At 67.4% G+C, this 19,333-nt stretch carries 17 protein-coding genes and 1 tRNA gene; 6 read left to right on the forward strand and 12 right to left on the reverse strand.

Going from position 1 to position 19,333, the window contains the following annotated elements:
- Positions 1–3: 3 nt before the first annotated feature.
- The 5 genes from NO887_RS12755 to fen form a co-directional block, all read right to left on the reverse strand.
- Positions 4–927 carry a decarboxylating 6-phosphogluconate dehydrogenase gene (locus tag NO887_RS12755; protein WP_256418666.1) on the reverse strand — a complete coding sequence of 308 codons (924 nt, stop codon included), beginning with the start codon at positions 925–927 and terminating at the stop codon, positions 4–6.
- A 105-nt stretch (positions 928–1,032) separates the two neighbouring features.
- A complete protein-coding gene (gcvPB, locus tag NO887_RS12760) occupies positions 1,033–2,463 on the reverse strand; it encodes an aminomethyl-transferring glycine dehydrogenase subunit GcvPB (protein ID WP_256418667.1) in 1,431 nt (476 codons plus the stop codon).
- On the reverse strand, positions 2,464–3,840 hold the full coding sequence (gcvPA, locus tag NO887_RS12765; protein WP_256418668.1) for an aminomethyl-transferring glycine dehydrogenase subunit GcvPA: 1,377 nt from the start codon (positions 3,838–3,840) through the stop codon (positions 2,464–2,466).
- A 119-nt stretch (positions 3,841–3,959) separates the two neighbouring features.
- A complete protein-coding gene (gcvH, locus tag NO887_RS12770; protein ID WP_256418669.1) occupies positions 3,960–4,337 on the reverse strand; it encodes a glycine cleavage system protein GcvH in 378 nt (125 codons plus the stop codon).
- Between the two features lie 254 nt (positions 4,338–4,591).
- Positions 4,592–5,569, reverse strand: coding sequence for a flap endonuclease-1 (gene fen, locus NO887_RS12775; protein WP_256418670.1), 978 nt, complete (start codon positions 5,567–5,569; stop codon positions 4,592–4,594).
- Between the two features lie 93 nt (positions 5,570–5,662).
- On the opposite strand from fen, the gene fer reads away from it, so the two are divergent.
- Positions 5,663–6,328: a ferredoxin Fer gene (fer, locus tag NO887_RS12780; protein WP_256418671.1), complete on the forward strand. Its 666-nt coding sequence runs from the start codon at positions 5,663–5,665 to the stop codon at positions 6,326–6,328.
- A 19-nt stretch (positions 6,329–6,347) separates the two neighbouring features.
- Here the strand turns inward: fer and NO887_RS12785 are convergent, their stop codons facing one another.
- Together NO887_RS12785 and NO887_RS12790 are read right to left on the reverse strand one after the other, a co-directional pair.
- Entirely contained in the window at positions 6,348–8,546 is a 2,199-nt protein-coding gene (locus NO887_RS12785; protein ID WP_256418672.1) for a DHH family phosphoesterase, read from the reverse strand.
- A gap of 142 nt (positions 8,547–8,688) precedes the next feature.
- On the reverse strand, positions 8,689–9,303 hold the full coding sequence (locus NO887_RS12790; protein ID WP_256418673.1) for a YIP1 family protein: 615 nt from the start codon (positions 9,301–9,303) through the stop codon (positions 8,689–8,691).
- A gap of 106 nt (positions 9,304–9,409) precedes the next feature.
- Between NO887_RS12790 and NO887_RS12795 the strand changes: the two genes are divergently transcribed.
- Both NO887_RS12795 and NO887_RS12800 read left to right on the forward strand, forming a co-directional pair.
- Positions 9,410–9,877, forward strand: coding sequence for a type IV pilin (locus NO887_RS12795; protein WP_256418674.1), 468 nt, complete (start codon positions 9,410–9,412; stop codon positions 9,875–9,877).
- 57 nt (positions 9,878–9,934) lie between these two features.
- Positions 9,935–10,846 (forward strand): PspA/IM30 family protein, encoded by a 912-nt coding sequence (locus NO887_RS12800; RefSeq protein WP_256418675.1) that lies wholly within the window; start codon positions 9,935–9,937, stop codon positions 10,844–10,846.
- Positions 10,847–10,905: 59 nt separating this feature from the next.
- Here NO887_RS12800 and NO887_RS12805 read toward each other — a convergent pair whose 3' ends face one another.
- Positions 10,906–11,955: a dipeptide epimerase gene (locus tag NO887_RS12805; protein ID WP_256418676.1), complete on the reverse strand. Its 1,050-nt coding sequence runs from the start codon at positions 11,953–11,955 to the stop codon at positions 10,906–10,908.
- Positions 11,952–13,010, reverse strand: coding sequence for an N-acetyltransferase DgcN family protein (locus NO887_RS12810; protein ID WP_256418677.1), 1,059 nt, complete (start codon positions 13,008–13,010; stop codon positions 11,952–11,954). The genes NO887_RS12805 and NO887_RS12810 overlap by 4 nt, the downstream gene beginning before the upstream one ends.
- Before the next feature lie 162 nt (positions 13,011–13,172).
- Here NO887_RS12810 and NO887_RS12815 point away from each other — a divergent pair, with 162 nt between their 5' ends.
- Positions 13,173–14,501, forward strand: a complete 1,329-nt coding sequence (locus NO887_RS12815; RefSeq protein WP_345780161.1) for a divalent metal cation transporter — start codon at positions 13,173–13,175, stop codon at positions 14,499–14,501.
- A gap of 77 nt (positions 14,502–14,578) precedes the next feature.
- Here NO887_RS12815 and NO887_RS12820 read toward each other — a convergent pair whose 3' ends face one another.
- On the reverse strand, positions 14,579–14,896 hold the full coding sequence (locus NO887_RS12820) for a DUF5785 family protein (RefSeq protein ID WP_256418678.1): 318 nt from the start codon (positions 14,894–14,896) through the stop codon (positions 14,579–14,581).
- A 119-nt stretch (positions 14,897–15,015) separates the two neighbouring features.
- Positions 15,016–15,090, reverse strand: a tRNA-Val gene (locus NO887_RS12825).
- A gap of 171 nt (positions 15,091–15,261) precedes the next feature.
- On the opposite strand from NO887_RS12825, the gene NO887_RS12830 reads away from it, so the two are divergent.
- A complete protein-coding gene (locus NO887_RS12830) occupies positions 15,262–16,383 on the forward strand; it encodes a M24 family metallopeptidase (RefSeq protein WP_256418679.1) in 1,122 nt (373 codons plus the stop codon).
- Positions 16,384–16,409: 26 nt separating this feature from the next.
- Here the strand turns inward: NO887_RS12830 and NO887_RS12835 are convergent, their stop codons facing one another.
- On the reverse strand, positions 16,410–17,804 hold the full coding sequence (locus NO887_RS12835; protein WP_256418680.1) for an NAD(P)/FAD-dependent oxidoreductase: 1,395 nt from the start codon (positions 17,802–17,804) through the stop codon (positions 16,410–16,412).
- Between the two features lie 135 nt (positions 17,805–17,939).
- Between NO887_RS12835 and NO887_RS12840 the strand changes: the two genes are divergently transcribed.
- The gene (locus tag NO887_RS12840; protein WP_256418681.1) at positions 17,940–19,295 is read left to right on the forward strand and encodes a sodium-dependent transporter; all 1,356 of its coding nucleotides are present in this window, start codon (positions 17,940–17,942) and stop codon (positions 19,293–19,295) included.
- Positions 19,296–19,333: the final 38 nt, after the last annotated feature.

Consider the following 19,333-nt stretch of genomic DNA (forward strand, 5'->3'; position numbering starts at 1 on the left):
TGGTCAGCGGCGCGCGACCTCGTGACGACCAAACCCGTATCGGAGTCGGTTGGCGAGTCGCCGCGAGAACCGCCCCTCGTTGCGGGAGTCGAACCGCTCGGAGAGCGCCTGGTAGATGAGCGGCACCGGCACCTCCTGTTCGAGCGCCTCCTCGACGGTCCACGTCCCCGTCGAGCCGCCGGCGACGTGGTCCGCCACGTCGCCGAGGTCCGATCCCTCCTCGCGGAACGCCTCCTCGCAGAGTTCGAGCAGCCACGACCGGATCACCGCGCCGTTGTTCCACGTCCGCGCGACCGACTCCATGTCGAGGTCGTACCGGCCCTCAGTGAGCAACTCGAACCCCTCGCCGTACGCCTGCATCAACGCGTACTCGACGCCGTTGTGCACCATCTTCACGTAGTGGCCCGACCCGGACTCGCCCATCCGGTCGTGGCCGTCCGGCCCGGTCGCCACCGCGTCGAAGACGGGGACCATCGCCTCGTAGGCCCACTCCGGGCCGCCCACCATCAGTGAGAACCCCTCCTCGGCGCTGGCCGGGCCGCCGGAGGTCCCGCAGTCGAGGTACGCGGCGTCGGTCTTCTCGGCGCGGCGGACCGACTCGTGAAACCGGGAGTTCCCGCCGTCGACGACCACGTCGTCGCCTGTAAGATGCGGCTCCAGATCTGCGAGTGTCGCGTCGACCGCGTCGCCCGCGGGCACCATGAGCCAGATCCGGTTTCCGCCGTCACCCGCGTCGTCGCTCCCATCGCCCCCGCCCAACCGATCGCACAGATCTGCGACCGAGTCAGCCGGCTCTGCGCCATTTTCGGCCGCCTCTGCGGTCGCCTCCGCGGAGAGGTCGAACGCGACCACGTCGTGGCCCGCGTCCATCGATCGGTTCGCGACGATCTGTCCCATCCGTCCGAGTCCGATGACACCAAGTTCCATGTGCGCGGGGTGGGCACCGCTCGCCGTAGTGGTTCCGATCCGCGCGCCGGACGCTCGACGCGCACCAACGTAGCACGGGGCGCTCCACCGCTCCTCGACGCTCGACTACTCGTCGTCGAGCGCCTGCCAGGAGAGCCGCGGGGTCCGCGCGGCACCGACTTGGTCGATCCGACTCGCAGCGGTGCGGTTCGGCGACGTTTCGAGCGCCTCGTCGGTGTCGGCGTACGCGAGGTTGAACGCCTCTGCGAGGTCGTCAAGCGACGATTTCCCCTCGATCTCCGTCGGCTCTGTCAGCATGGCCTCCGGCACCATCTCCGGCCACTTCGTCGTCGGCGGGTGGACGCCGAAATCCAGCATTCGCTTGGCCACGTCTGCGGCGTCGCGGTCGCCCGCGGTCGCCGCGAACTCGTGGTGGAACGGCCCGTACGGCACGTCGATATCGATCCGCTCGGCGAGGTAGTTCGCGTTGAGCACGGCCTTCGCGGCCGCGTCCGCGAGCCCCTCGTCACCGAGGCGAGCGATGTACGCGTACGCCTTGATCAGAACGAGCCAGTTGCCCGCGAACCCGTGGACCTTCCCGATCGTGTGGTCGGGCTCGAACCGCTCGTAGCCTCCCTCGCCCTCGGTCTTCCGGACGCGAGGCGTGGGGAGGAACTCGGCCAGTTCGTCGACGACGCCGACGGGTCCCGCGCCGGGGCCGCCGCCGCCGTGCGGCGTCGCGAACGTCTTGTGGACGTTGTAGTGCATCACGTCAAATCCCATGTCGCCGGGGCGGCCGCGGCCGAGTAGCGCGTTGAGGTTCGCGCCGTCGTAGTAGAGCAGGCCGCCGGCGTCGTGGACGATCTCGGCAATATCGGTGATGTTGCGCTCGAAGAGCCCAACCGTGTTCGGGTTCGTGAGCATGAGTGCGGCGGTGTCGTCACCCACGGCCGCCTCCAAGGCCTCGACGTCGACGCGACCGTCCTCGCCAGAGGGTAACTCGACCACGTCGTACCCCGCCGTGGCGGCGGTCGCGAAGTTCGTGCCGTGTGCCGACGCCGGGACGACGACCTCAGAGCGGTCGTTGCCGTGGTGTTCGTGGTACGCCTTCGCGACGAGGATGCCGGTGAGTTCGCCGGCCGCGCCCGCCGGCGGCTGGAGCGTGACCGCGTCCATCCCGCCGATGTCGGCGAGGAACTCCTGCAGGCGGTACTGGAGTCCGAGCGTCCCCTGTATCGACCGCCCCGACCGGTCCGGGTGGACGGCGGCGTTCGGATCGGCGGCCACGTCTTCGGTGAACTTCGGGTTGTACTTCATCGTGCAGCTCCCGAGCGGATACGGCCCCGAGTCGATCGACCAGGTCATCTGTGAGAGCCGGGTGTAGTGGCGGGCGATCTCCGGCTCGGAGGGCGCGGGCAGTGTGAGAGAGTCGCGCGTCAGGTCGTCCGGAAGCGGCGACTCCGCGCGCACGTCGACGGTTTCCTCCGTTTTCTCCGAGAGCAGCGGTTCGTGTACGTTCTCGTCCTCTCGCGTGTATCGCGCCTGATCGTGGATCACTCAGATCACCTCCCCAAGGGTGGTGACGAGGTCGTCCGCCCGCGCCGCGTTCAGGTCCGTCACACACACCTGCAGCAGATGTTCGCCTATCACGTGGACGGCGAACCCTTCCGCTTCCAGATCCTCGGCGACGGCCGCCGCGGGCTGGTCGACGCGCACCGCGAACTCGCGGACATGATGGCGGTTGTGGACGGGTGCGGCCGCGCCTGTGAGGTCGTCGATCGCGTCGGCGAGGGCGGCCGCCTCGCGGATGCAGTCGTTCGCGAGGTCGACGAGTCCGTTCGGCCCGAGCGTCGCCGCGTGGATCGCCGCGCGCAGCGCGACCCACGCCTGGTTCGTGCAGATGTTCGAGGTCGCACGCTCCTTGCGGATGTGCTGTTCGCGGGTCTGGAGCGTGAGCGTGAACGCGCGGTCGCCGCCCGATTCGGCGGCGTCGCCGCCTCTGTCTCGCGCCCCCTCCGGCGGCGCGCGTTCCTCGCTCGCGCCCACGAGTCGTCCGGGGACCTGCCGGATGAAGTCGTCGCTGCAGGCGAAGATACCGAGTCCCATTCCGTACGCGGTCGGGAGCCCGAGCGCGCCGGCCTCCCCGACGACCACGTCGGCCCCGACGCTCGCCGGCTCTTGCAGCACTGCGAGCGAGACCACGTCTGAGCCGAGCGCGAACAGTGCATCGGCGTCGTCTGCGACCTCGCCGATCGCCGCGAGTCGCTCCTCGACACAGCCGCGGACCGTCGGATTCTCGGCGTACACCATGACCACGTCCGAGTCCGCCCGCTCCGCCAGCGCGTCGACATCGGCGTTCCCGTCGTCCATCGGGTACGATTCGACGGTCAACTCCGCGCCGGCACAGTAGTTCTCCAGCACCGCTTGCTTTCCCTCGCGCAACTGGGCCGGGACGAGCACGACATCTCCTGATGTCGATCGGACCCGGTCCGCGAGCGTCGCTGCCTCGCCGAGCGCGGTCGCCGCGTCGTACATCGAGCAGTTCGCCACGTCGAGCCCCGTGAGTTCGACGAGGATCGACTGGTACTCGAACAGCGCTTGGAGGAACCCCTGTGATATCTCCGGCTGGTACTGCGTGTAGCTCGTGAGGAACTCGGCGCGGTCCGAGAGGTGATCGACGACGCTCGGCACGTAGTGGCCGTAGTGGCCGCGACCGAGGAACTCCGTGAGGTCGTCGTTGCGGTCGAACAGTCGGGCGCACTCCGCGCGGATCTCGCGTTCACTCCGGGAGTCGATGCCAAACTCGCCGTCAAACGCGACCGAGTCAGGGATGTCGAACAGCGCCTCCTCGTCGTCGACGCCGATCGCAGAGAGCATCTTCGCGGTCTCGGCGTCGGTATGCGGTGCGTACGGGCTGCCGTCGGCTCGGCTCATTGACTCACTCCGAGGGCGGTGGTGCCGCCGCCGGTGGCGTCGCCGTCGGTCACGCGTCCGGGCTCCGTCCGTCCGTCGCGGGATTGCAGTGTCATCGGTGTTGCGCTCTCATCATCGTTTCAGGCGATCTGGTCGCGGTACGCGTCCGCGTCGAGCAGTTCGTCGGATTCGCCGTCGAGGTCGACTTCGAGCAGCCAGCCGTCTCCGTACGGGTCGTCGTTGACGAGTTCGGGGCGGTCGAACAGTTCCTCGTTGACCGCGACGACTTCACCCGAGACGGGGGCGTACAGGTCGGAGACGGCCTTGATCGACTCGACCACGCCAAACGCCTCGCCGGCGGTGACGGTGTCGCCGACATCGGGAAGCTCGACGAAGACCACGTCGCCGAGTTCGTCCTGCGCGAAGTCGGAGACACCGATCCGAACGGTGCCGCCGTCCGCCGTGGTCCACTCGTGCGATTCCAGGTACCGTAACTCGTCGGGAACTTCGAAGCTCATTGGTAAGGGGGGTCGTCGCGGCGCGCTCGGGCTGCTGTGATCGGGGTCGCCACGCCGCCGCGGTCGAGCCGACTCATTCGACTGTCTGCCGACGAGCGTTGCCGTCGAGCGCTGGTCCACGACACGTGTGGTCACCAGTTCAGACGACGAGGAAATAAAAGGTATGTTCCGGTTCCCGGTCGCACTGAGTCATCTCGTCGGCCGCGCGAGCGATCCGATTCTCCACTCGCCGCTCGGCGCTTCTTCCCTCGCCGTCACGTCCAGCGATCGAGGCCGGTCTGGACTTGCGATTCCGCGATCCGTTCGAAACCGCGTTCCACCTCGTCGGCCGCGACGCCCCACTCGTCGACGACGTACGCACGGGCGGCCTCCACGTCCGGGTTCACCGACGTGTCAATATCGACATCGATCGCTGGCGGGTCCATAAACAGGTCGCGGATCGCTTCGGCGTTCGGAATATCGGCGTCGCGGTCGGCGAGAACTCCCCACAGGTCTCCGTGTTCTCTCACCGCCGTCACCGCCGTCTTCGGGCCGATCCCGTGGATTCCCTCGTTGAAGTCGGTCCCGCACAGCATGGCCGCGTCGATCAGTCCCTGCCGGTCGAGTCCGAGTTCGTCGAGCGTCGCCACCAAATCCATCAGCTCCGGGTTACCTTTGCTCGTCAGCTGTCGGAGGGTCGTGGGCGCGCCGAACAACAGGGTATCGTAATCCTCGCTGCCGGCGTGGTCGACCGCGCCGGTCGCGGCCATGTGCGCGCACTGGGCTTCCCCCTCGGCCGGGGCCTCGACGGTCGGCACGTCGAGCAGCCGCAGCAGGTCGCGGGTGGTCTCGTGGATGGTCTCCGTGAGCCGCTGCGTGCGCGCTTCGAGCCGCGCGGCCTCGACGGCGTCGCCGCGCTCCGCCGCCGCCGCTCGCCGCTCCTCGGCCGCCTCGCGTTTCGCCCGCCGGTCTGCCACCTCGTCCGCCTTCAGATCCGTCACGTCCCCGTCGAACACCAATACCGGTATCAGGTCGTGTTCGAAGAACTTCGGAAGCCCCTGAACGATCCCGATCAGGTTCGCCACTTCCATGCCATCATCGGTCGTGTACACCTCGTCTGCCGTCCACTTGACCGTCGTCGTGAGGTAGCGGTACAGCCAGTTGTGCGCGTCGACGGCGACGACGCTCCCATCGATGTCCGCAAAGGTCACGTCGCGAATGGCAGCGAGGTCGCGCAAGTCCGCGTTTCCCATGCCCGACACTCGTGGTGGCCGGTGAAATATCGACCGCTCCGACTGCCGATTGTGAGGCGTTTATGTGCGTCAGTCGACTAGGGAAGCCATCGAATGGTCTCGCCGTTCGACGTGTTGAAAGTCGACGAGGACGCCGACGAGGCGACGATCGAACGGGCCTACCGGGAGCGCATCAAGCAGGCTCACCCCGATCAGGGGGGGACCCTCGAAGAGTTCCAGCTCGTCAGACGCGCGTACCGCGAACTCGACGACAGAGACGAGAACGGCGACGAGCGCGCAACAGACGATGACGACACGGACGTCGCCGACATCGACCTGACCGACGAGGACGGTGACGCCGAGGTGGAGCCGGTCCGCGTGGAGTTCCTCGATTACGAGGTGCTCGACGACTACGGCTGGTCGCTCGACGACGGCGACCTGTTCCGGAAGGCGTCGCACGCGGACCTCGACGAGTCAGAGCACGGACGACTGCTCGTCCAGCCGGACGAGAGCCTGCTCGAAGGGGCTGAAAACCGCGGGTTCGGGTGGCCATTTTCGTGTCGAGGCGGGGCCTGTGCCAACTGCGCCGTCTACCTCGTCGAGGGCGAGATTTCACAGCCCGCGAACCACATCATGCCTGACGATCTCGCCGATCGCGGGTTCCGACTCTCCTGTAACGGCTATCCGGTGAGCGACGAGCTCCGAGTCGTGTTCAACGTCAAACACCTCGACGAACTCGACGACCTCATCCTCCCGCCGGGACCGTTCACGCGACGGTGAATTCCTGCGATCCGAGCGCTCAGAACGCGTCTGCGACCGCGGCGACGATCGCGTCCTCGACGGCGTCGCGCTCGCCCGAGAGGAACTCGATTTTGCCCTCACGGAGGCCGGCAGTGGTGACGTCGGCGGCGGGCGCGATCTCCGCCGCGCGCGCGGCCACGTCGCGGATCGACACGTCCGCGGTGGTCCGCAGGTACAGCTCGTCGGTGCCGATGCCGACGGTCGCGTACGCCTCGCCGTTCGCGTTCCGGCGGTGGAGGTCGTCGAGAAGCAGCGGCGTCGGCGGGAAGTCGTAGCGGTGCGTGTAGCCGTCGGTGTCGAGCAGCGCGAACTCGACGCCGTCGACAGCTTCGGTGACGACGTTCTCGCTCGCGGTGCCGACCTCCGTCTCCAGCTTCTCGCGGAACTGCTCTGAGACGTGTGCGGCTAGGTTCCCGCTGTCGTCGAACAGCAGATCGGTGACGAGTTCGCGTTTGTCTTGGTACGACTGGTAGTACGCCTCAAGCGCGACCGCCTCGCGAAGCTCCGCGACGCGCTCGGCGTCGTAGCCGGCGGAGCGGGCGAGGTCGACGTAGCGGTCGGGCGTCTCGTCCCAGTAGCTCACGGCGGGGAGGTGCCGGAGGTCGGAGCGGACCTCGTCGTTGACCGCGGAGGCCAGCGATGCGACGAGCGCGCCGGTCGAGAGGTCGGCGTCGACGCCGTCGATTTCGGGCGACACGAGCGTGTCGACCGCCTCTCGCGTCTCGGCATCCGCGACCTCAGCGTCGACGACAACCGCGTCGACGCCGTAGACGGAGAGCAGTTCGATCCCGTCAGCGGACTCCACCGTCGAGCCGGTTCCGACGAGCAGGAACAGCGGGAGCTTCTCGTCGTGACGGTCGCGGTCCTGTAACATTCTGGTCGCGTCGTTCGTCGCCGCGTCCATGTCGTACACCGGATCTTCGAGCGGTCGCCGAGTGAAGTAGTGATACTCGGCGTCACTTTTCGCATGCTCGTCGCGGATCAGCGGGAGGACGGCGCGCTCGACGGCCGCGCCGGCGACGTAGCCGTCGGCGGTGGCGGGGTGACGCACGACGATCGGACGCGATTCGAGGACGGCGCGACGGACCGCCTCGGCGGCATCGAGCAGCCCGTCTGCGAGCTGCGCGACCGCTTCGTCGCCCGCGAGCGGCTGTAGCCCCTCGGGACGCGCCTCGGCGGTGAGCGCCTCGGCGAGTCGACGACGGACCGCCTCGGCCTCCTCGCCGTCAAGCAGGACGAGCGCCTCCGATTCGACCTGCACGTCGCCGCGGTGGCTCTCGACGCCGCCGTCGATCCGTACCGCATCGCCGACCTCGACGTTCGGATGCGCGCGGACGCCGGGCTCGACGAACGCGGCCACGTCGACGACGCCGGTTTCGTCGCCGATCTCGAACACCGTTGGACCGCCGGTCTGCCGGACGCCGACGACCTCGCCGTCGATCCGAACCGATTCGCCGATGGCGTCGGAGAGCGTGCCGATCTCGACCCGTTCGTGGTCGTCGTCGGGGCTGCCGATATCGTCGCCTTCCGCCGCTTCGATCGCGGGGTCGCGGTCGTCGATTTCGTCGTCGTCCGCAGAGGCGACCGCGTCGGACTCTGCCTCGCCGCCGGTGTCGTCTGCGGCGTCGCCGTCCTGTTCCGCGTCGGCGACATCGGCGGGCTCGAATTCACTCGTCTCCGGTTCGCTGGCGTCTACGTCGTTAGCCCCTGAGTCGTTCGATTCGACCTCCGTCGCAGAGCCGGCCGACTCGTCTCGATCGGCGGTGTCGGCGTCTGCGTCTGCCTCGTCCTCGTCATCGCCGTCATCGACCGCTTCCGGGAGGTGTTCCGTGTCGCCGTCCTGTACGAGGATGCCGCGGAACTCGCGGTCGGCCTGCCGGATCGACCACCCGAGGTCGATGTTCCCGTTGTCGCGGACGCCCTTCACTTGGACGAACACGTCGTCGCCGGGTTCCCAGTCGAGGCTGTCGAGTCGTCGGTCGAGCTCTGACCGGTGGAGGAGTCCGGTCACGCCGGGCGCGAGGTCGACGAAGACGCCGAACTCGGCGTAGCCGTCGACGACGCCGCGGTAGAATCTGCTCGGAACGAGTTGGTCGGGGGAGTTTCCTCGGAAGTCGAAGGCGACGTCTTCTTGGTGTGAATCGCAGATACGACCGCCACCGTCGACGGCGACGCCACAGATGATACAGGATCCCATTTGAGTACACCGAGAGTCTCGGGCCTAAAACGGTTGTCGAAACCCGTGTGAGAGCACACGGCCGAAACCCGCTGGGATCGGCCCTCGCAGAGTGGCCGTGACAGACCGTGTGACACACACGGATAGCTCGGCCGCGTCGTCTTCATCCGAGCACGGCTCGGACCGCCGCGATGACCCGATATCCGACGCCGTACCCGAGAACGGCCGGCGGGAGTCCCGCGACGACCGCTCGGGGGAGCGTGAGCCGGTGGACGGTCCGGATCCCGAACACGAACAGTACCACGGCGTACGCGCCGCAGACGACGCGAAGCGCCGGAACTGGCGGCCCGGCGAGCGCCATCGGGGAACTCGCGTACGCGACCACCTGTACCGTCTGGCTCACACCGGCTCGATCACGGAGGACCCATCCGTCGTCGTACGCGACGCTGGCGATCACCACGGACAGCGTCGCGACGGCCGCAGTCAGATGGAGTCCGACCGGTGCCGCGAGCGCGACGACGAGGAGCAGCACGACGAGCGCGGAGACCGCAACCGAATCGACGACGCCGGGAACTGCCGACGGCTCCGCGAGGATCCAGCCCAGCGTGTACGCGGCGGCGACGGTGACCGCGAACGTCAACGCGGGAGCCTGATCGCCGGGACTCACGCCGTTCGAGAACAGTTGTCGGGGACGGACGAGCGTCGCGACCCACGCGCGAGCGATTCCGCTCGGTCCGCGAGCGCGTCCGCCGGTCGGATCGTCGATCCACGAGGTCACGGCGGCTCATTGGGGCGGACAGCATAACGCCGTTCCGATCCCCGGCTATCTCACGTGATAACTGGCGGGTAACTGATTATACGGTGCACGTCGGAGGTACGGCCGAATGCGCGTGCTCCGACACGACGATCGAGGGTTCACGCCGCTCGCCGGTTCGGGGCTGCTCGTCGGCATCGTCGTGGTGCTTCTGGCGCTCGTCGGTGCCGCGATGATCGGCCTCATCGACGGCGTCGCCCCCCCGGACGCCGAGTTCGAGGCGGAACAAGACGGAGGCGAACTCGTCATCGTCGCCGGCGGTCCCGATCCGGTTCCCGCACAGGAGCTGTACGTCCGCGGCGAGGATCCGGACGGGAACGTTCAGTTCGGCAGGTGGCCGGGCGACGGCGTGGTCCAGCCGGGTGATCGGGTGCCGGTTCCGAACGCGACCGGCAACGAGCAGTTCGAGGTCGTCTGGGAGCCGGTGGCGTTCGACACCCGCGAGACCTTGGGGCGGTACGACGGCGAGGAGTCGAACATCGAGGAGTGGTCCGAGAACGGGTCCGGCCGCGATCCGCTCGGCGCGACCGGCGTCTGAGCCGCGTCTGCGACCGAACCACATGAGGTTTTAACGGATGGAGCGTGTATGACCGGTATGGGTATCCTCTCTCGCGCCTCTTACGTCATCCGCTCGAAGGTGAACGCCCTCCTCAACCGAGCGGAGGACCCGACGGAGTCGCTCGATTACTCGTACGAACAGATGCGCGACGAACTCCAAGACGTGAAACAGGGGATCGCCGACCTCACGACCCAGAAGAAGCGCTTGGAGATTCAACAGCGCAAGCTGGAGGAGAACGTCGAGAAGCACAACCGACAGGCGCGCGAGGCCGTCCAGCAGGACCGCGACGACCTCGCGCGCAAGGCCCTCGAAAAGAAGAAATCGAAGATGAGCCAGATCGAGGAGCTGGAAGGGCAGATCGCGGACTTGAACGACACCCAAGAACAGCTCGTCGAGAAGAAGAACAAGCTCCAGAATCGCATCGAGGAGTTCCGGACGAAGAAGGAGACGATGAAGGCCCGCTACGAGGCCGCGGAGGCATCCTCACGCGTCTCGGAGGCCATGACGGGTGTCGGCGACGAGATGGAAGACGTGAGCCGGTCCATCGAGCGCGCCGAAGAGCGAACCGAAGAGATGGAGGCGCGCGCGGAGGCGATGGACGAGCTCGAAGACTCCGGTGCCTTCGAGGACGCGCTCTCCGACAAGGACAGCATCGACCGAGAGCTTGAGAGCCTCTCGACGAACAGCGAGGTCGACGCCGAACTGGAGACGCTCAAAGGCGAACTCGGCAAAAGCGACGGAGCGGGCGACGGAGCGTCCGACAGCACCGACGAGGAGATCGACGCCGAACTGTCAGACATCGAAAGCGAGATCGACGCCGACGATCTGGAGTCGGAGGTAGACGACACCGCCGTCGCCGACGACGGCGACGCGAGCACAGAGGTCGACGCGGAACTCGACGTCGAACTGGAAGACTCGGAGGCTGACGCCGACGAGCAGCGGAACTAACATTCGACGTTTGCTGCCCCGATCGCCACCGATTCACGTCTGACGACTCGCGCTCTATTTTAGTTACCGCCGACCGGCCGAGCCCCGGTCCCCGCGCGATCCTGATCTACGAGCCGTATCTCGCCGTCGGGCATCTCGACTCCGTCGTAGGGATCGTCGGCGAGAAGCAGCGAGCCGTCGAGGTCAGCGTAGTCGAGCAGTGGTGCGAGCTGTGCGGCCGCCGCGATCGACGCGTTCGACTCGATCATACAGCCCAGCATCACCTCCAGTCCGTGTGCCCGCGCGGCGGCGATCAGCCGCCGCGCCTCCAGCAGTCCGCCGGTCTTCATCAGCTTCAGGTTCGCGATGTCACATCGGTCGGCGATCGCGGGGATGTCGGCGAGACTCACGCACGATTCGTCGGCGGCGATCGGGAGCGCCGAGCGCTCGTAGACGAACCGGAGCCCCTCGGGGTCGTCGGCGGACACCGGCTGCTCGACGAACTCCACGTCGCGGTCGGCGAGCCACGCGGTCTTTTCGACGGCCTCGCGGGGCGTCCACGCCTCGTTCGCGTCGACGCGGAGACGCACGTCCGGGGCGGCCTCGCGGACCGCGTCGACGAGGTCGCGGTCCCGGTCCGTGCCGAGCTTGAGTTTGAGTACCGGATATCCGGCGTCTGCAGCGTCTGCGGCCTTCTCTCGGACGCGTTCGGTCGTGTCAAGTCCGACGGTGAACGACGTGGCCGGCATCCTCGACGGATCGAGTCCCCACAGCCGGTACAGCGGGACGCCGAGCCGCTTCGCGGCGAGGTCGTGGACCGCGATCGAGACGGCACAGCGGGCGGCCGGATTGCCGTTCACGACGCCCGCCATCCGGGATTCGATCTCGTGGAGCGCGTGCGGGTCGCCGACCGACTCAACGGCGGCGAGCAGATCCGGAAGGATCGCCTCTACCGTCGCGGCTGTCTCGCCGTAGTGCGCCGACGGCGCTGCCCCGCCGACGCCCGTCATCCCTCCCTCGTCCGTGACGCGGACGATCACGTTCTCCGCGTCGGTCTGGGTCCCCCGAGAGATCGTGAAGGGGTCCGAAAGCGGCATCGACACCCGTTCGAACTCGGCCTCTAGGGTCATTCGCCGCCGAGCCCCGCGTCGACGATGCCGTCGACGATCGCGTCTGCGCCGTCGCGGACGGGATCCGCCGCCGGCCCCCCGACCTCGGCCGCGAACGACGCGACCGCGTCGGCGGCCGCCTTGTCGCTCTCGACGTTCTTCGTGTTGAGCGCGCCGGCGATGACCGCCGTCTCGTTGATCGGGTCGGCGAGTCCCTCGTACAGGTCGACGTACTCGGAGACGGGTCGGAGGTCGAACGATTCGTACCCGTGGATTGCCTCGCGGCCGGCGGCGTGACAGAGCACGAGGCCGTCGGCCATCGAGCCGTGAACGATCCCGCAGGTGACCGCTGAGTAGGCGGGGTGAATGATGCTTCCCTGGCCCTCAACCACGAGCAGGTCGTGGTCGTCGCCGACCGCGACGAGCATGTCCTCGACCGCGCCGGCGGTGAAGTCGGAGACGACCCGGTCGATCGGGTTCCCCCACCCGGCGATCATGATGCCGGTCTGGCCGGTCGGGACGAACGCCGCGTCGATCCCTCGCTCGCGGGCGGCCGCGACGATCTCCAGTGAGGCCGTCATCTTCCCGACCGAGCAATCCGTTCCCACGGTCAGTACCACGTCCGCGTCGACATCGCCCGAGGCCCCGGTTGCGACCGTGAGGTCGTCGTCGGGCTCGCGGACATCGACGAGGTGGACGCCGTGTTCGTCGGCTAGCGAGACGAGTTCCGGGTCCTCATTGAGGAAGTAGTGGAGGCCGCTCACCACGTCACAGCCCGCCTCGATCGCGGCTTCGACGTCGTCGCGCCACGACTCGTCGAAGCCGCCGCCGATGGGCGCGATCCCGATGTACAACGCGTCGATCTCGCCGTCCGCTGCCGCGAGCGCGTCCACGAACGACTCAACAATCGGCGCGTCGTCGATATCAGGAACGTGATCACGGACGCGGTCGCCGGCGCGGTCGCGGTCGAGGACGGCACACACGTTCTGGTCGCCGTAGCGCATCACGCCGAGGGCGGTCTTCGCTCGGTCGGGGAACTTCTCGTGGGCGAGGATGGCGATGCGTTCGTCGCTCATGCTCGGTCCGTCGCCCCGAGAATGGTTAAAAGAGTCGAGGTGGCCGTGCCGTCACGGTCCCGGAAGCGGGAAGGACGTACCTCAAAGTGTGTTGGATGTGATCGAGAAACACGCTCGAAGCGAGAAGGCAAACGTATTATTCTAGGGTGATACCACTAGAGTATGTCTGAGACAACTTCGGGCGCGATAGCCGCTTGGGGAACGCAGATTCGCGAGTATGCCACCGGGATGGGGCCGTCGTGGATCGCCGGTGCGATCGCTGCCGGTCCGGCGTCGATGGCGAGCCTGATCACCGCCGGCGCGCGCTTCGACTACGCGCTGCTCTGGGTCGTCGTGCTGTCGGCCGGGGCCGGCACGCTCGCGCAGTACCTCGCGATGCGTCTGGGGCTCCTGACGGAGCGCGGCGTCGTCGACGTCGTCGAGCGACACCTCGGTGAGTGGTGGGCGTGGATCCTCGTCGCGGATGTCGTCATCGCGGCCGGCGTCGCACAGTTGGTGATAATGAACACCGTGGCGACCGTGTCGGCGACGATAACGGGCGTCGACGCGCGGATCTGCGGCGCGTTCTGGGCGCTCGTTCTCGTGGTCGGGCTGGCCGGCAAGGGGTACCGCTTCGTCGAGTTCGTCGCGAAGGTGTTGGTCGCCGCGGTCGTCGCCGCGTTCGTCGCGTCGCTTTTCGTCGTCCCGATAGAGCCCACACAGGCGCTTTCGGGGCTCGTTCCGACGCTTCCAGCCGGGAGCGCGGTTGTCGCCGCGGGCATCCTCGGTGGTGCGGTGCACATCACGCTCATTACCATGCACTCGTACACGATGCGGGCGCGCCAGTGGACCGAGGGCGAGTACCGCCTCGCGACGGTCGATGTCGTCGCTTCCATGCTTATCGCGTTCGGCGTCTACAGCGTGGCGACGTTCCTCGTCACCGCGAGCGTCCTCAGCGATCCGAGCCTCTCGACGGTGGGCGCGGCACAGGCACTCGGCCCGCTGGCCGGCTCGGCCGCGCAGTGGCTGTTCCTGCTCGGGCTCGGCGGCGCGGCCGTCTCCACGCTCGGTGGTAACACGCTCGTTCCGCCGTTCCTCGTCGCAGACAAGCTCGGGTGGGGAACCACGGTCGAGGACGGACGGTACCGCGGACTCTTGGTCGCGGTCGCGCTGCTGTCCGCTCCGGGCGCGTTCATCGGCGGGGAGATCCTCGGGCAGCTCGTGCTCGTGCTCGCGTTGGGGACCGTGGGAACGCCCTTCGCCATCGTGGTCGTGTTGTACCTCCTGAACTCCGACGCCGTGTCCGAGGGGGCGTCTGCGCTCGCCAACCTCGGCGGCGTCGCGCTGTTACTGGTGTCCGGCACGCTGGCCGTCAACTTCGTCGTCGAACAGATCGGCGGCGGGATCGACGTGCTCACGGGACTCGTCGTCGCGTTCGCGGCCGCGCTCGGGATCGCGACGGTCGCACTGCTCGCGAAACTCATCGGAGAGACGTACCGCCGGGCGGCCTGACGCAGACGGAATCGGCGACCCACCGCAAAACTGCGCGGGCGACCTCACGATAGTCGGCTCGGGCCGTTCCGCTCGCGTCAGGCGTCGCCGCCGACGAACTGGGCCGCGCCCTCGTAGAACCAGTAGTCGTTCTCGCGCATCGCTCTGCCGAGTTCTTGGTGGAACTCGACGAAGTCGGCGAACTCGTCTTTCTCGACGCCGTCGAATATCTCCTCGACGGAGACGACCGTTTCGAAGTCGATCCGGACAGGGTGGTTACCGTACTGCTCGACGTACTCGGCCGCCGTCAGCGGGAAGTCTTCCTCCTCGTCGATTTTCTTCGCGAGGACGGCGTGGCCGTACTTCCGCCCTCCTTCGCTCCCCTGCTCTCCGTCGGGGTCGTGTGGCCAGTCCATGCGAGCCGATTCGGCGGTCCGAGGCATAGTCATTTCGGAACCCGCGACCAGATGCAGTCCGCAGGTCAATGCGAGCGGAGAGATATCTCGCCGTCGTGCGGTGTTTGCTTATAAAGGAGTGGGTTGGGGCGGATTTGAACCGCCGGCCTCCTCCATGTCAAGGAGGTGTCATAACCGGACTAGACTACCAACCCGTGGGGGCGTTCACTCGCAACTCGTGGTATCCGGGGGATATAATTGAACCTTTCGTTTCGGCGGCCCGCGATACGCCGCGGTCAGCCGATCCGAGCGACGCTTTCCGGCCGCATGCGTCACTGCGTGACGTATTTCGACCGCCTTTTGTTGGTCGACGAGAGTGTGCTCGCATGGTCGACCTCTCCGCTCGCGCCGACCGGCTCGACGAGTACCTCGACGCGCGCGGGCTCGAAGCGGTCTGGTTCGCCAGGCCCAACGGTTTCGCGTGGCTCACCGGCGGCGACAACGTCGTCGACGGCGACGCCGACGTCGGCGTCGCCGCGGCCGGCTACGACGGGGAACTCCGCGTGATCACAGACAACATCGAAGCCGACAGACTCCTCGACGAAGAGCTACCCGACGGGGTCGCCGTCGAATCGTTCCCGTGGCACACCTCGTCGCTCGCGGAGGCGGTCGCCGACCGGTCGCCCGCTCCCGCGGCAGCGGATTTCGACGTTCCCGGATTCGACCGCGTCGACGGCGGCCGTCTCCGGCAGCCGCTCACCGACGACGACGTCGATCGATACCGCGAGCTGGGACGCGAGGTCGCTGCCGCCCTTGAAACCGTCTGTCGAAACCTCGAACCCGACGATCCGGAGTATGAGGTCGCCGCCGGCATCGACATTTCGCTCGCCTCCCGAGACGTGAACACGCCGGTCGTTCTCGTTGGCGGTGCCGAGCGGGCACAGACGTACCGACACTACACTCCGACCGACGCGACGCTCGGCGACTACGCGCTGGTCTCCGTCACCGCCGAGCGCGCCGGGTTGTACGCCTCGCTCACGCGCACTATCGCCTTCGACGCGCCGGAGTGGCTGAAAAAGCGTCATCGCGCGGCCGCCCGCGTCGAGGCCACCGCGCTCGCGGCGACGGAGGCGGCCGCAGACGGCGAGTTGACGGGATCTGCTGATTCTGACACCGCCGGAGACGTCTTCGCGGCGATCCGCGAGGCGTACGATGCCGTGGGACACCCGGATGAGTGGCGCGAACATCATCAGGGCGGCGCTGCGGGCTTCGCGAGCCGCGAGTGGATCGCGACGCCGGAGAGCGACGAGCCAGTCCGGCGTCCCATGGGCTACGCTTGGAACCCGACCGTTCATGGCGCGAAAAGCGAGGACACCCATCTCGTCGCACCCGATCGGACCGAGACGCTCACGAAGACGGGGCAGTGGCCGACACACGAGGTGGAGCCGGTCGCAGTCGAGGGAATCTCGACCGAACCGCGGGAATTGACTGCGCCGGTGATCCGCTGACTGGATCGACGATCCGCTGACTGCGGTCAGTAGACGTACTCGTTCTCGTCGATGCCGACGTAGCTTTTCTTCACCCGCCGCTTGTTCCACTTGTACGCGAGCAGGAGCTTCGCCGACTCCCACCCGGAGCGGTACGGCTGCGAGAGCAGCCCGTCACCCGCCGCCGCGAGCATCTCGTCGGCCGCGCCGATGATCCGATCCCAGTCATCCGGGTCGTACTCGGCGACCATGTCTGCCATCGTCACGTTCCGGACGATCTCGTCGCCGATGGTTTCCTTCCACCGCCGATTGTAGGACGCGAGGTCGCCTTCGGCGGCGAGTTCGCCCGCGATCGCGCCGGTTCGGACCGCCACGTGGTCGCCCCCCTCGTGGAAGGCAGAGGTCGTCCCCATCGCGCCGCCGGCGACGGCGATGCCCGCGTCGGTCGGCGAATCGATCGGACGTGTCGAGGAGATCGGGTACGTCTCGGTTCCGCCGCGCTTGCCGGCGTCCTCGACGAGCGGGAACTCCGTCTCGATGTCGTACTCGTCGCCGTACTGCCACTCAAGCAGCCGTCGGACGTACTCGCTCCCCTGCGGGATCGAGTCGTCGTCGGGCTCGAGCAGCGCGTACGCTTCGGCATCGAACTCGTCGATGTCGAGCCCGATCGGCATCGTCAATCCGATCCGACAGACGCGGTCCGCGTTCGGGAATATCCACGGGTACGCGGTCTCGCCGGGCATCACGCCCCACCAGAAGACGATCGCGTCGTTCACCTCCTCGTACACCTCCTTCGGGACTCGCCGATACTCCTGATAGGCAATGTGGTTCGCCGTCCGAGAGGCGAGCCGCTCCGAGGCCGGTGCGTCGGCCGGGAGGTACTCGTCGAGCACCCGGTTCGTCACCGTGCGCTGGGGCCCGTCGGCGAGGACGACGAAGTCGGCCCCGACCGACTCGCCAGAGGCGAGTTCGACGACGTGACGTGGCCGGTCGGTGTTGCCCGTGCCGGGAGCTATCGACGGGTCGGTGTCCACGCCGCGGACCGACACGCCGGTGCGGTACTCGGCCCCGGCGTCTTCCGCTCGGTCGCGGAGCCAGTCGTCGAACCGCGCGCGGTGAAAGGTGTATCCGAACGTGTCGTACGAGGACTCGATCCCAGTCGACGTGAGCGTCGCCGACTCGTCAGGGCCGCGGAATTCGGCGCGGTTTAGCTTCCGCTGGACGACGCCATCGTCGAACTCGTCGGGGTGGATCCCCATGATGTCGACCCAATAATCCAAGATCCCGGCGGCGTCGGTTGAGTCGGGCCCGAGCCGGTCCCGATCGGCCCGGGGAACCCCCTTTTCGAGGACTAGGGCGTCCGCGTCGCCTGTCGCGGCCGCGTGCGCTGCGGCGGAGCCGGCCGGGCCGCCCCCCACGATCGCGACATCTACGCGTTCCATACTCCGTGAGGTTCCCGTCCGAGTATTAAATTCACGGTCCGGCTGCACCGTCCGAGTCGTTCATCGTCGTTCGTTATTAGATGGAGTGTCGGAGAGACACGTTTTAGACGGTTCGGAGAAGCCGATCCGACACACATGGCACGCGAGACATGGGCGACACGGGCGGGATTCATCCTCGCCGCCGTCGGCAGCGCAGTCGGGCTCGGGAACATCTGGCGGTTCCCGTTCATCACCGGACAGGAGGGCGGCGGGGCGTTTCTCCTCGTCTACCTGCTCTTCGTCGCACTGATCGGCCTCCCGGCGATCCTCGTCGAGTTCGTGATCGGTCGACACACGGAGCTGAACCCCGTCGGCGCGATACGCGCCCTCGGTAGCGGTGCGTGGAACTACCTCGGCTGGCTGTTCGTGGCCATCGGATTCGTGATATTGTCGTACTACAGCGTCGTCGCGGGGTGGTTCCTGCGGTACACGCTCATCGGTGTTCTCGACGGCTACGCCATCGCCGACACGGGGGAGGCGCAGGCGCTGTTCGGCACCGTCGCCACCGGGATCGACACCCTGCTGTTCCACGCCGTGTTCATGGCGCTCGTCATCGGGATCATCGCTGCCGGAGTCCGCCGCGGCATCGAGATCGGGGTGAAGGTCATGGTACCGGCTATCGTCATCCTGCTCGTCGGACTCGCGGCGTACGGGTTTACCCTCGACGCGTCGACGGCGGCCTACAGCTACTACCTCTCGCCGGACTTCGGCTACCTCGCCGCGAACTGGACGAGCATCCTCCCGGCCGCGGCCGGACAGGCGTTTTTCACCCTCTCACTGGGGATGGGTGTGATGATTACCTACGCCTCCTACCTCGGTGAAGACCGAAACCTCGTCGCGGACGCGGGCGTGATCGCCAGTCTCGACACCCTCGTCGCGGTGCTCGTCGGGTTCGTCGTCTTCCCGTTCCTCTTCGCGGCCGGACTCGAACCCGGAGCGGGCGGTCCGGGCGGCATCTTCGTGAGCCTCACGACGGCGTTCGCCGGAATCCCCGGCGGACGCGTCCTCGGCGTCGTCTTCTTCGGCATGGTCGGCATCGCGGCGCTGTCATCTGCGATCAGCATCCTCGAAGTGCTCGTCTCCTACCTCATCGACGAACTCGGCGTCTCGCGCGTCCCCGCGTCCATCGCGCTCGGCGTCGCCGTCTTCCTCCTCGGTGTTCCGGTGACAATCGACCTCATCTTCCTCGACCTCTTCGACCTGCTCGCCGACGGCATTCTGCTCGTGTTGGGGTCGCTGCTACTCGCGCTGTTCGTCGGCTGGGTCGTCCCCGATATCGCCCGCGAGGAACTGTCCCGGGGGATCGGCGACCTCGGTCCGTTCGGTGACGCGTGGATCTGGATCGTTCGGATTCCGATCGTCGTCGTCGTGGCCGTCTCGCTGTATCTTGGCGTCGTCGACTACGTCGAGTTTCTCACTGTCGACTTCGCCGAGTGGCTGGCCGCGCGGTAACGGATTCGCGACCAGAGCTCAGACTTCGACCGTCTTTT

Source organism: Halorubrum laminariae, from assembly GCF_024494655.1.
GTDB lineage: Archaea > Halobacteriota > Halobacteria > Halobacteriales > Haloferacaceae > Halorubrum > Halorubrum laminariae.